Origin of the sequence: Hydrogenophaga sp. (assembly GCF_018780385.1) — a bacterium.
Taxonomy (GTDB): domain Bacteria; phylum Pseudomonadota; class Gammaproteobacteria; order Burkholderiales; family Burkholderiaceae_C; genus Hydrogenophaga.
The window spans coordinates 14,210-26,705 of record NZ_JADMJO010000014.1 but is presented as its reverse complement, the minus strand read 5'-3'; the positions used below and the strand labels follow the sequence as shown (position 1 = coordinate 26,705).

General features: G+C 69.2%; 13 protein-coding genes. 9 read left to right on the top strand and 4 right to left on the bottom strand.

Annotated features, from left to right (window positions below; all coding sequences use genetic code 11):
- Window positions 1-44 precede the first annotated feature (44 nt).
- From IV113_RS07445 to IV113_RS07405, 9 genes are all read left to right on the top strand, one after another.
- Window positions 45-2,384 (top strand): MMPL family transporter, encoded by a 2,340-nt coding sequence (locus IV113_RS07445; protein WP_291082426.1) that lies wholly within the window; start codon window positions 45-47, stop codon window positions 2,382-2,384.
- Complete coding sequence (locus tag IV113_RS07440) at window positions 2,381-3,022, top strand: alpha/beta fold hydrolase (protein WP_291082423.1); 642 nt, start codon at window positions 2,381-2,383, stop codon at window positions 3,020-3,022. The genes IV113_RS07445 and IV113_RS07440 overlap by 4 nt, the downstream gene beginning before the upstream one ends.
- Window position 3,023: 1 nt before the next feature.
- A complete protein-coding gene (locus IV113_RS07435) occupies window positions 3,024-3,824 on the top strand; it encodes a polysaccharide deacetylase family protein (protein ID WP_291082420.1) in 801 nt (266 codons plus the stop codon).
- 115 nt (window positions 3,825-3,939) lie between these two features.
- On the top strand, window positions 3,940-5,130 hold the full coding sequence (locus IV113_RS07430; RefSeq protein ID WP_291082417.1) for a beta-ketoacyl-[acyl-carrier-protein] synthase family protein: 1,191 nt from the start codon (window positions 3,940-3,942) through the stop codon (window positions 5,128-5,130).
- Window positions 5,127-6,011, top strand: a complete 885-nt coding sequence (locus IV113_RS07425) for a beta-ketoacyl synthase chain length factor (protein WP_291082414.1) — start codon at window positions 5,127-5,129, stop codon at window positions 6,009-6,011. The genes IV113_RS07430 and IV113_RS07425 overlap by 4 nt, the downstream gene beginning before the upstream one ends.
- On the top strand, window positions 6,008-6,451 hold the full coding sequence (locus IV113_RS07420) for a hotdog family protein (protein WP_291082411.1): 444 nt from the start codon (window positions 6,008-6,010) through the stop codon (window positions 6,449-6,451). The genes IV113_RS07425 and IV113_RS07420 overlap by 4 nt, the downstream gene beginning before the upstream one ends.
- A 22-nt stretch (window positions 6,452-6,473) precedes the next feature.
- Window positions 6,474-7,193: a 3-oxoacyl-ACP reductase FabG gene (gene fabG / locus IV113_RS07415; RefSeq protein WP_291082409.1), complete on the top strand. Its 720-nt coding sequence runs from the start codon at window positions 6,474-6,476 to the stop codon at window positions 7,191-7,193.
- Between the two features lie 110 nt (window positions 7,194-7,303).
- The gene (locus IV113_RS07410; protein WP_291082406.1) at window positions 7,304-7,873 is read left to right on the top strand and encodes a dihydrofolate reductase family protein; all 570 of its coding nucleotides are present in this window, start codon (window positions 7,304-7,306) and stop codon (window positions 7,871-7,873) included.
- Window positions 7,874-7,968: 95 nt separating this feature from the next.
- Complete coding sequence (locus IV113_RS07405) at window positions 7,969-8,511, top strand: cysteine hydrolase family protein (RefSeq protein ID WP_291082403.1); 543 nt, start codon at window positions 7,969-7,971, stop codon at window positions 8,509-8,511.
- Window positions 8,512-8,593: 82 nt separating this feature from the next.
- On the opposite strand, the gene IV113_RS07400 is transcribed toward IV113_RS07405, so the two are convergent.
- From IV113_RS07400 to IV113_RS07385, 4 genes are read right to left on the bottom strand one after another with little or no spacing between them, the layout of a single operon-like run.
- Window positions 8,594-9,352, bottom strand: coding sequence for a glycosyltransferase family 2 protein (locus IV113_RS07400; protein WP_291082401.1), 759 nt, complete (start codon window positions 9,350-9,352; stop codon window positions 8,594-8,596).
- A complete protein-coding gene (locus IV113_RS07395) occupies window positions 9,349-10,122 on the bottom strand; it encodes a lysophospholipid acyltransferase family protein (protein WP_291082398.1) in 774 nt (257 codons plus the stop codon). The genes IV113_RS07400 and IV113_RS07395 overlap by 4 nt, the downstream gene beginning before the upstream one ends.
- Window positions 10,119-11,123 (bottom strand): hypothetical protein, encoded by a 1,005-nt coding sequence (locus IV113_RS07390; RefSeq protein WP_291082395.1) that lies wholly within the window; start codon window positions 11,121-11,123, stop codon window positions 10,119-10,121. The genes IV113_RS07395 and IV113_RS07390 overlap by 4 nt, the downstream gene beginning before the upstream one ends.
- Window positions 11,120-12,457, bottom strand: a complete 1,338-nt coding sequence (locus IV113_RS07385) for an NAD(P)/FAD-dependent oxidoreductase (RefSeq protein WP_291082392.1) — start codon at window positions 12,455-12,457, stop codon at window positions 11,120-11,122. The genes IV113_RS07390 and IV113_RS07385 overlap by 4 nt, the downstream gene beginning before the upstream one ends.
- Window positions 12,458-12,496 lie beyond the last annotated feature (39 nt).

Genomic DNA, 12,496 nt, shown 5'->3' with positions numbered 1-12,496 from the left:
CGAAGGGGGGCTCGCACCGCAGTGCGAAGCACGAAGGTTTTCCCATGACCAGGAGCGTGTGGCGTGCACTGCTGATCTGGCTCGCGGCGATGGCGCTGGGCCTGGGCCTGCTCTGGAACACCCGTTTTTCCGCCGACGTCTCCTTCTTCCTGCCCTCCAATCCCACGGCCGAGCAGTCGGTGATGGTCGACCAACTGCGCGAAGGCGCGGTGTCGCGCCTGCTGATGGTGGCGATTGCCGGTGGCGACGCGGGGCAGCGTGCCGACGCGTCGCGCGCGCTGCGCGCCTCGCTGGTGGGCAACGAGGCCTTTGCCACGGTGCAGAACGGCGAAGCGGAGGCGATGGACGCCACGCGCGACTTCCTGCTGGCGCACCGCTACCTGCTGAGCACCGCCATCACGCCCGAGCGCTTCAGCGTGGAAGGGCTCAGGAACGCGGTGAACAACAGCATCGATCTGCTCAGCTCGTCGGCTGGCCTGCTGTTCAAGCCCTACCTCGCGCGCGACCCCACCGGTGAGCTGGTCGAGCTGGTCTCGGGCCTGAGCGGTGGGGTGCAGCCCAACGAGATGGAGGGCGTGTGGGCCTCGCGCGATGGCGAGCGCGCCATGCTGCTGGTGCAGACGAACGCGCTCGGCTCCGACACCGATGGACAGGCCGCGGCGGTCGATCTGATCCGCGTGCGTTTTGCCCAGGCCACTCAGCAGCCGGGGATGGCCGGCTTGACGATGGAGATGTCGGGCCCCGGGCTCTTTGCAGTGCGCGCGCGCGCCACCATTCAAACAGAGATCGCGCGGCTGTCGATCATGAGCACGGTGATCATCGCCGTCTTGCTGGGCTTCGTGTACCGCCGCGCTCGCCTCATGTTGCTCACGCTGGTGCCGGTGCTCAGCGGCACGTTGGCCGCCATCGTCACGGTCGGGCTGGTGCATGGCACCGTGTTCGGCATCACGGTGGGCTTTGGTGCCGCGCTCATTGGCGAGGCGGTGGACTACGCCATCTACTACTTCGTGCAGTCCGGGCGCATGGGCACGGTGTCCTGGCGCGAGCAGTACTGGCCCACCATCCGCCTGGGTGTGCTCACCTCGTTGTTGGGCTTTGGCGCACTGCTGTTCTCGGGCTTCCCGGGCCTCGCCCAGCTCGGCCTGTACGCCATCAGCGGCGTGGCCACGGCCGCGCTCGTCACGCGTTACCTGCTGCCGCACCTGGCGGGCCCGGGTGTGCACCTGACCGATGGCGCGCGCCAGGGCCGCTTGCTGCGCCCGCTGGTGGCGCACGCGGGCGTGTTGCGTTGGCCTTTGCTGGCGGTGGTGCTGGTGGCCGGCGTGTACCTGGCCCAGCACCGCAACGACCTCTGGTACCCCAACCTGTCGGCCCTGTCCACGGTCACCGAGGCCGAAGGCGAGCTGGACGGACGACTGCGTGCCGATCTCGGCGCGCCCGACGCGCGCTACATGGCGGTGATCACCGCGCCCGACCGCGAAAGCGCGCTGCAGGCGGCCGAGCGCGCCGGCGAGCCGCTGCGCCGGTTGGTCGACGAAGGGCTCATCGGCGGCTTTGATTCCCCGGCGCGTTTCCTGCCGAGCGAGGCCATGCAGAACGCGCGGCGCGCCAGCCTGCCGCCGCCCGACGAACTCGGTGCGCGCCTGCGGATCGCGCTGGCCGAAGCACCGCTGCCGGCCGATCGGTTGCAGCCGTTCCTGGACGACGTGCAGGCCGCGCGCGGCGCGCCCAACCTCACCCGGAAAGACCTCGATGGCACGGGCCTGGGCCTGGCGGTGGATGCACTGCTGCTGCAACGCCCCACGGGCTGGAGCGTGCTGTTGCCGTTGCGCCCGGCGCCGGGTGCAGCGGGGGCCGACATCCCGGTCGAGGCCGTGCGGACCGCGCTGGCCGGCAGCGGCGCGATCTTCATCGACCTCAAGGGCGAGTTCGACACGCTCTACGGCGAGTACATCGACGAGGCCATCCTGCTCTCGCTGGCGGGCTTCCTGGCCATCATCGTGGTGCTGGCCTTCGTGCTGCGCAGCCCGGCGCGGCTGGCGGGCGTGATGCTGCCGCTGGTGATGGCGGTGATGGTGGTGGTGGCAGGGCTGCATGCCTGCGGAGTGCGCCTGCACCTGCTGCACCTGGTGGGCGTGCTGCTCACGGTGGCCGTGGGCTCCAACTACGCGCTGTTCTTCGACCGCCTCGCACTCGGCGAAACCCTGGACGACGAAACCCTGCTGTCCATCGGCGTGGCCAGCACCACCACCGCCATCGGCTTCGGCGTGCTGGCCTTTTCTTCGGTGCCCGTGCTGCAGGCCATCGGCGTGACGGTGGGACCGGGCGCCGTGCTGGCGCTGGTGCTGTCCGCGGCGTTCGCCGTGAGAAAGCCCGCGCCGTGACCACGCTGCGCACCGTCGGCACGCCGGGCGCTGCCCAGCAGCTGCTCGTGATGCTGCCCGGCGTGGCCATGCGCCCCGAAGAAATCTTCGACGCCGGTTGTGCCACGGCCATCGAACGCCGCGGCCTGCCGCTGGACCTGCTGGCCGTGGACATCAGCGGGGTCGGGCTCGATGCCGTGCACACCTGGGACGCCTTGCAGAGGGACATCCTCACCCCGGCGCGCGAGCGCGGCGCGCGCGTGTGGCTGGGCGGCATCTCGCTCGGCGGCATGGTGGCCATGGCGCACCTGGCCGCGCGGCCCGGCGTGGCCGACGGCCTGTGCCTGCTCGCGCCTTACCCGGGCAGCCTGCCCAGCGTCAACATCGTCGAGCGCGCCGGTGGGGCGGACCAGTGGAAACCCAGCGAAGAAGACCTGCGCGACCCCGAGCTGCGCGTGTGGCAATGGCTCAAGCGCCCGCCCGCCGACCTGCCGGTGTTCATCGGCCACGGCACCGAAGACCGTTTCGCCGCGCGCATCCAGCGCGTGGCCGAACGTTTTCCGCCAGCATCGCGCCACACCGTTGCGGGAGGGCACGACTGGTCCGCCTGGCTGCCGCTGTGGGAACGTTTTCTGGATGCCGGCCACTTCTCCCGCTGACATGTCGCGCTGGACCCCTTCTCCCTTCCTGAGCGCCAGCGCCGCCGTGCACGGCGCGGCCGCGCTCGGCACGCTGGCCGTGCCCGCGGTCTGGCCGTGGGCGCTGGGCGCGCTGGTGGCCAACCACGTGCTGCTGGCCGGCGCCGGGCTGTTGCCGCGCGCCACGCTGCTCGGCCCCAACCTGATCCGCCTGCCCGAGGCCGCCGCGCAGCGGCGCGAGATCGCGCTCACCATCGACGACGGGCCCGATCCCGACGTCACGCCGCGTGTGCTCGATCTGCTCGACGCAGCCAACGCCAAGGCCAGCTTCTTCTGCATCGGCCGCATCGCGCAGCAGCACCCGGCGCTGTGCCGCACCATCGTGCAGCGCGGCCACCGCGTGGAGAACCACGGCTTTGCGCACAGCAATGCGTTCTCGCTGTTCGGGCCTGGCGCCATGCGCCGTGACATCGCGCGCGCGCAGGCCACGCTGAGTGACATCACCGGTGAGGCGCCACGCTTTTTCCGCGCCACCGCCGGGCTGCGCAACCCCTTTCTCGATCCCGTGCTGCACGGCCTGGACCTGCAGCTCGCCACCTGGACGCGCCGCGCCTACGACACCCGCACCGGCGACGCCGAACGTGTCCTGCACCGGCTGGGCAACCAACTCGGTGCGGGCGACATCGTGCTGATGCACGACGGCCACGCCGCCCGCACACCCACCGGTGAGCCCGTGATCCTCGCGGTGCTGCCGCGCCTGCTGCAGACCATCGCTGAACGCCAGCTCAGGCCTGTCACGTTGACCCAGGCGCTGTCCCCATGAGCAGAATCCGTTCAACAGTTCGTGGAGTTCAGGTGTGTAAGGTGGCGCACGGAGCGGCAACGGTGAACGTGCCACCATCTGAGACAATGCCCGACCCCGTTTTTGCCCTGTCCACGTGAAGCCCCTGCTGCTGTCAGCCACCACCATCACCACCTGCCTGGGCGTCGGGCTGGAGGCCCACCGTGCGGCCCTGCGCGAGAACCGCAGCGGCCTGAAGCCCTGTGCTTTCGAGACCGTGGACCTGCCCACCTGGGTGGGCGAGGTCGCGGGGGTGGACGCACACCCGTTGCCCACGGCCCTGGCCGCGTACGAGTGCCGTAACCACCGCCTGGCCCTGCTCGCGCTCAGGGCCGACGGTTTCGAGGATCGCGTGCGCGCCGCGGTGGCGAAGCACGGCGCGGGGCGCGTGGGTGTGTTCATGGGCACCAGCACCTCCGGCATCCTGCAGACCGAGCTGGCCTACCGCGAGCGCGATCCCGCCACCGGCGCATTGCCCGCGTCGTTCAATTACGGCACCACGCACAACCCCTACGCGCTCAGCGAGCTTCTGCGCCTGCATCTGGGCATCACCGGCATGGCCACCACGATTTCCACCGCGTGTTCGTCCAGCGCCAAGGTGTTTGCCGCGGCGGCGCGCCAGCTTGAACTGGGCACGATCGACGCGGCGCTGGTCGGCGGTGTCGACTCGCTGTGCCTCACCACCTTGTACGGTTTCGCGTCGCTCGAGCTCACGTCCCGCGAACCGTGCCGCCCCTACGACGCTGGCCGCAACGGCATCTCGATCGGCGAGGGCGCGGCCTACGCACTGCTCGAACGCGCCGACGCCGCGCCCGCCGACGCCGTGTGGTTGCTGGGTTCGGGCGAGTCGAGTGACGCGCACCACATGTCCGCGCCGCACCCCGAGGGCCTGGGCGCGCGCATGGCCATGGAGGCCGCATTGCGCTCCGCATCGCTGAGCGCAGACGCCATCGATTACGTCAACCTGCACGGCACGGCCACGCCGGCCAACGACAGCGCCGAGGGCCGGGCCGTGTCCGCCGTGTTCGGTGAGCGTGTGGCCTGTTCGTCCACCAAGGGCGCCACCGGCCACACGCTGGGCGCAACCGGTGCGGTGGGAGCCGTGCTGTGCGCGATCGCGCTGGTCGACGGAATCGTGCCCGGCAGCCCCGGCACGCGCTCGCTCGATCCCGCGATCCCGATGAACTACCAGCTGCACAGCGTCGCCGCGCCGCTGCGCCACGCGCTCACCAACTCGTTCGGGTTTGGCGGCAGCAACTGCAGCCTGGTGTTCGGGAGGCGTTCATGAGCCCCCACGCTCCGCCGCTGCGCGGGTCGCTGCCCCCCGAGGGGGCTGATCCGGCTTGGGGCGGCCCGGCGCCGGATCGCTTCAACGCTCCTTCGCCATTGACCGCCTGGATCACCGGCGTGGGCCTGATCGCACCCGGCCTGCCCGACTGGCCGAGCGCGCGCGCCGTGCTGCGGGGCGAGCAGCCCTGGGTGTCGGCGCCATCGGTGTTGCCCGCGGCAGCGCTGCTGCCACCAGCAGAGCGCCGCCGCGCCAGCCGAGTGATCAAACTCACCTTGGGCATCGGCCTGGAAGCTGCGACGGGTGCCGACGTGTCCACGCTGGCCACGGTGTTCAGCTCGTCGGGGTCTGATGGCCACAACTGCCACGCGCTGTGCGAGCAGCTCGCCTCCGCCGACCGCCACGTCTCGCCCACGCGCTTCCACAACTCGGTGCACAACGCGCCTGCTGGCTATTGGGGCATCGCCACGAAATCGATGGCACCCTGCCAGGTGCTGTGCGCCTTCGACGGCAGTTTCGGCGCCGGCCTGCTCGATGCGCTGGGCCAGGTCGTGCTGGACCGGCAAGCCACGCTGCTGCTGGCCTACGACAGCGAGTACCCCGAGCCACTGCTCGCCAAACGCCCGGTGTCCGACTGCGCCGGTGTTGCACTGTGGCTCGAACCTGAACCCGGCGCTCAGGCGCTGGCGCGCCTCACGGTGCAGACCACCGAGGCGCCCGCGCCGCCCTGGGGCCACGCCGCGTTGGAACCCCTGCGCGCGTCCATTCCCGCGCTGCGCGCGCTGCCCCTGCTGGAGCGCCTCGCGAAGGGTGAGGCTGGCGACGTGTGCCTGGACTACCTGCCCGGCCTGCAGCTCGCGGTGCGGATCGAACCGGTATGAACCCGACCCTGGACCACGCCTGGATCGCGGCTCGCATTCCGCACCAGGGCAGCATGTGTCTGCTCGACACCGTCACCGACTGGTCGGCCGATCACATCGTCTGCCGTGCCGTGGGCCACACCGCCCCGACGCACCCGCTGCGCGAGGCCAGTCGCCTGGGCGCGGCCAACGGCATTGAGTACGCGGCACAGGCCATGGCGGTGCACGGCGCGCTCGTGGCCGGTGCGAACGACGCGCCGCGCCAGGGCTACCTCACCAGCGTGCGTGGCGTCACGCTGCACGCCGAGCGGCTCGACGACCTGCCAGGCCCGTTGAGCGTGCGCGCCGAGCGCGTTTCGGGCGATGCCAACAACGTGCTCTACCGCTTCACGGTCCACCACGGTGAACGCTGCCTGCTCGAAGGGCGCGCGGCCGTGGTGCTCGACGCCGCGCAACTCTGAACACCCACAAGGACAAGCAGCCATGAAACGAGCCCTGGTCACCGGTGGCAGCGGCGGCATCGGCGCGGCGATCTGCCAGCGCCTGGCTGCCGAGGGACACCACGTCATCGTGCATGCGCACCGCGCGCTGGCCAAGGCCGAGGCCATCGCGCAGGCCATTCGCGAGAGCGGCGGCAGCGCCGGGGCCGTGGCCTTCGACGTGACCGACCGCGCGGCCACCGCCGCCGCGCTCGCTGTCCTCACCGACACCGGGCCGGTGCAGATCCTGGTGAACAACGCCGGCATCCACGACGACGCGGTGTTTCCCGGCATGAGCGGCGAACAGTGGGACCGCGTGCTCGACGTCTCGCTCAACGGCTTCTACAACGTGACGCAGCCGCTCACCATGCCCATGATCCGCACGCGCTGGGGCCGCATCATCTCCATCTCGTCGATTGCCGGCGTCATGGGCAACCGGGGCCAGGTGAACTACGCGGCGGCCAAGGGGGCGCTGCACGCGGCCAGCAAGTCGCTCGCGCTGGAACTGGCCAGCCGCGGGATCACCGTCAATGCGGTGGCGCCCGGCATCATCGAAACCGACATGATCGGCGGCGCCTTCGACGCCGAGGCGATCAAGCGCCTGGTGCCGATGCAACGCGCCGGCCGTGCCGATGAGGTGGCCGAGCTGGTGGCGTTTCTGGCTTCCGACAAGGCTGCCTATGTGAGTGGGCAGGTGATCTCGATCAATGGGGCGATGGCCTGAGTCCAGGCTGTCCTGCATCAGTTGCCAGCAGGTGTCATGTCGATTTCGCGTCCCCTTGTTCGTCGAACAAGGAAGCCGGGCCGGTTTCCCGGCACCAACGGGAGCGACACATGGGCAAAGTCATCGTGGAGCAGATCGTCAGCGCGGACGGTTATGCCGAGGACGCGGATGGCGGCATCGGATTTTTCGCCAATGCGGAGTGGATCAATGGCGTGGATGGCGAGCAATTGCGGATGTTGTCCGGCGTCGCGGCCATCGTCCTCGGCGCCAGGACCCACCGGATGTTCGCCGACTACTGGCCAACCGCCGATCCCGCAGTCGATCCTGTGGCGACGCCGATCAGGGAACTGCCGAAGTTCGTCGTTTCCTCCTCGCTCGAATCGGCGCCCTGGGGAACGAGCGATTCGGCTGAAGTTCTCAGGGGCGACGGCGTGGCCGCGGTCCGCGGCCTGCGCCACCGATTCACCGGCAACCTGATCGTCTGGGGCAGCCTGAGCCTGAGCGATGCGCTGCTGCGCGCGGGCGAAGTCGACGTGCTGCGTCTGCGTGTGCTTCCGATGCTGCTGGGTCGTGGTCGGTCCTTTGCCCCGTCGGACCTGGGTTTGCGCCGGCTGTCGCTGGCCACCGCGCAATCGTTCGCGGGCGGTCTGGTTGTGCTCGAATACAGCCTGGCGCCCTGAGCAGCGCACACCGCGAGAGCCCTTCAGTCTGCCCGCCGCCTCTTGGAGTGCGGGTTGTGGAACTCTCCCATTCGTCACACCCCAACACGCACCCTATGCCTGCCCTGCTGATCATCGACATGCAAATCGGGATGACGTGGCCGGAACCCGCGGTCCGGAACAATCACCAGGCCGAGACGGTGATTGCCGGGCTTCTCAAAGCCTGGCGATTGCGCAACGCACCGGTTGTCCATGTCCGCCACATGTCCAGGACACCCGGTTCTCCGTTCTGGCCAGGCCAGCCGGGCGCCGAGTTTCAGCCCGCGCTGGCCCCATTGCCGCACGAGCATGTCGTCGAGAAGAATGTCCCGGATGCCTTTGTCAACACGGGGCTTGAACGCTGGCTTCATGCACGTGGCGAGACCGCGCTGGTCGTTGTCGGGGTCAGCACCAACAACTCCGTGGAGTCCACAGCACGCACGGCTGGCAACCTGGGCTTCAGGACGTACGTCGTGTCAGACGGAACGTTTGCATTCGCGAAGACAGACTTCAGTGGTGTCCAACGCTCAGCGGAAGACGTCCACGCCATGGCGCTGGGCAATCTTCATGGCGAGTACGCAACGGTCATCCACTCTGAAGCCGCGCCGAACGCGGCCTGACCCGTCCCTCAAGGCGCGGGTGTCGGGTTGTTGCCGCGCACGACGCGCAGCTTGAACGTCATCATCGGCACCGCTGCCGGGTTCACTTCAAGAGGCGCCGCCACAGCAGCAGCGGCAGCCGCAGCACGAAGCCTGCGAACAGCCGGGTGTGCATCCAGCTCAGCAGCAGGTTGTCGCGCAGGTATTTGAAGTGCGAGACACCGCCTTCCTGGGGCGAGAAATAGCGCACCGGCGCAGCGATGTTGATCGGCCGCGCGCCGGCCCAGCACAGGCGCACCACGGCCTCGGGGTCGAAGTCGAAACGGCGCATGAAACGTGTGCCGTGCATCACCTTGATGAGTGGCGCGATCGGGTAGACGCGAAATCCGTAGAGCGAATCGCCGATGCCGAAGCTCAGCGTTTCCAGATGGGCCCAGCCGTTGGACAGCTTGCGGCCCATCACGCGCACCCAGGGCGCCTCGGGGCCGAACACCGGCTTGCCCAGCACCATGGCATCGGGCGCGGCCAGGGATGCCGCCATGAAATCGGGGATCAGCGTCTCGGGGTGCTGGCCGTCGGAGTCCATGGTGAGCGCGTGTGTGAAGCCGGCCTGCGCCGCCTGGGTGATGCCATGGAGCACGGCCCAGCCCTTGCCCTGGTTCTGTGGCAGCACCAGCACATGCAGGCCGGGATCGGTGGCGGCCTCGGCGCTCAGCCACTCGGCCGAGCCATCGGTGCTGCCGTCCACCACCACCCACACCGGTGTCCATTGCGCGCGCGCTGCGCGCACCGTGGCGAGCACCTTGCGGCCCGGGTTGAAGCTGGGGATAAGGACCAGGTGTGTGGTGCTGCGAGGGTTCATGCCTTGAAGGGTTGTGCGAGCTCGGCGCGGAAGTAGGCTTCAAGCTCGGTGGTGAAGGCGCGCGCATCGCGCGGCGCCTCGAAGCGGTTGCCCAGGCGGATGCGGCAGGTCAATGGCAGGCTGGGCTTGCGCCACAGAGGCCAGTCCTTGCCCAGGTAGGGGCTGGAGAACTCGATGATCAAGGTCTGCACCGGCACGGCGGCGCCGGTGGCCATGAGTGCGGCCGATCTCGACAGCGGGTTGAGCGGGTTCGCCGGGTAGCCCTGCGTGCGCGTGCCTTCGGGGAAGATCACGATCTGCGCGCCTTGTCGCAGCTCGCCCCGGCATCTCAGCACGGCACCCACCAGGTTGTCGTTGCGCACATAGCGCGCCAAGCGCGCTCCCGCACCGAACAGCGGGTTGTCCATCAGGCTGGCCTTCATGATGCAGACCGCGTTGGGCAGGCGTGACGTGAGCAGCACCGCGTCGAGCAGGGAGGGGTGGTTGGCCACGATGACCATGGGCCCCTGGTCGCGCAGCGCGTCGATGGCGGTGAGGTCGAAGCGGCAGGCACACAGCAGGCGCAGCACCCCGACGTACAACCGGAAGCAGCGCATGATGGCCTGGCGGCCCAACCTGCGCCCCAGCGGGCCGGGCAGCACCGGGTACAGCGCGAGCGCCAGCGGCGACCAGCTCAGGCACACCACCGCGAGCGCACCCAGGCCCACCACCATGGCGAAGTGCTCGTACACGCTCCACAGCAACGAGGTCGGGCGGGTCATCGCGTTCATGTCGGTGGCGTCGGGTGGATCGCCTGGGATTCGATTTCCATCAGAAGATCGGCCCGGCAGATGTCGGCCTGCACGCACACCACCGGCGCACCACGCAGCAGAGGCTGCAGCGCGCGCTGCACGGTGTCGGCGTCACCCGCGTGTCGCACGTAAACACGATGACTGAGGCCTTCGAGCGAAAACGGCTGGGTCGAGCGGGCCAGGCGATTGGCCTCCCGGACGATGCATTCGAGGTTGCGCACGGTCTCCACGCATTGCGCGGCCACGTCGCCCGGGTGCACCGTCTCGTGCCCCACGATGCTGGCCGTGCCCGAGATGAACAGCGCCTCTTGCCCGCGGGGGTAGGCCAGCGCAGCGCGCGAGAAGGTGGGTGCGCGCGGCCCGTATTGCGCCGGGTAGCGCCAGGCGCTCACCTGACGCGGGTTCTCCAGCGGCACCACCGGCGAAGTGCCGGCCAGGAAGGCGACCGACAGCGGGCCGCCCGCCACGCCCAGGGCGCAGGCCGCCGGCACCTGGCCACCGGTGTCGCGCTGCGCCTGCACGAACGCCTCGTACCGACCCTGGTTGAACTGGCGGTAGCGCTCCAGCCCATGCGATTCACCGTTGATGCGGCCCAGGTAGTTCCACACCCGCCACAGGTGGGGTGTGGACTGCGCGCGCAGCAGGCCGAACAGACGTTCGTAGACCAGCCGGCTGGCGGATTGCAGAGGCGTGGTTTCGCTGGCATCGCAGTCGTTTTCGTGCAACTCGATCACGCCGTACAGCACGTCGGCGCTGCGCCGCCAGTGGATGCCTTCGCTGTGCCCCTGCTGCACCGGGCCTTGGGTGCGCCAGACTTCCTGCCGCCATGGCGTGCTGGCGTTCAGCAGCGGCGCGCGCAGGTGCTGCAGCGGCCAGGCCACGGCGGGCGCATCCTTGACATCGCCGATCACCGCGCCCCCCAGTTCTGCACCGGCGTCCGGTGTGCCGGCTGCCAGCGAGGTCGTGTGGTGCAGCGTCACGGCGAGCGGGCCAGGGCCGCGTCGTCCACCGGCCGGATGTTGGCGCGGCGGTTGCGCCAGGCGGCGAAGGCGCGCCGGGGCTGCACGATGTTGGCCGCGTAGTACAGCGCCCTGAAGGCCAGCAGCGAACGTCCGATCGGCGCGCCGCCGTACACGTCGCCGGCCAGGGTGGAGAGCAGGGCCTCCTTGACGCGGAAGATGTTGCGCGGGCCCATGAAGAGGTCGCGCATGATGGGGTTGGTCACGCGGTAGATGAACCACGAGAAGGCCTGCGGTCCGCGGCGCATGTGGCGGTCGAAGCGCTTGAGCGCGGCAGCCGCGCGCGCGGGTTCGCGCAGGCAGGTGTCGATGGTCTGCGCGCCGAGCTCACCGCCGCTCATGGCCAGCCACACGCCCGACGAGAACATCGGGTCGATGAAGGTGAAGGCGTCGCCCAGCATCAGGTAGTTGTTGCCGTGGTTGCGCTGGGCGGCGTAGGAAAAATTGCCGGTGGCCTCGACGGGAGAGATGAGGTGGGCGTTCTTCATGCGTTCGGCGAGTCCCTTGCAGGTGGCCACGTTGTCCAGCAGGAACTGCTCCACGCTGCGCCCGTTGCGCGTCTTCATGTTGTAGGGCCAAGTCACCATGCCCACGCTGGTGGCGCCGTCGCTCAGCGGAATGAACCAGAACCAGCCGTGGTCGAACCAGAAGATCGTGATGTTGCCTTCGGCCTCGCCTTCGTTGCGGCGCGCGTTGGCAAAGTGGCCGTACACCGCGGCGCTGTTGTGGAGCGGGTTGCGCTCCTTGATCTTGAAGCGGGATGCGAGAAACGTGTCGCGCCCCGAGGCGTCCACCAGGAACTTCGCATGCCACACGGTGGTGCGGCCGTCGTCGTGTTCGGCGTGCACGCGCACGGTGTGGTCGGGCAGGAACTCCACCGAACGCGCCGTGCAGCCCTCAAACACCTGGACTCCCTTGCGTTCGGCGTTGCGGATCAGGATCTCGTCGAACTCCGCGCGCCTGACCTGGTAGGCGAAGGGCATGGACTTGTCCCAGGCATCGGCGAATTCGAAGGTCTGTGTGTGCTCGTGGTAGGGCGAAACGAATTCGGCACCCGGCTTGTATTGCCCGATGGCGCGCACTTCATCGGCCACGCCCAGGCGTTCCAGCAAGGGCAGGCTGGCCGGGAGCAAGGATTCGCCGATGTGGAATCGCGGGTGGTGTGCCTTCTCCAGCAGCACCACGCGGTGACCCTTCTCGGCCAGCATGGGTGAGACAGTGGAACCGGCTGGCCCGCCGCCGATCACGAGAACGTCGCACTCATGGCGTTCGGATCCTTGTTCGTCGTTGTTCATGTGGGTGCACCGCCAGCACCTGCTCGTGCAGGTTTCGGG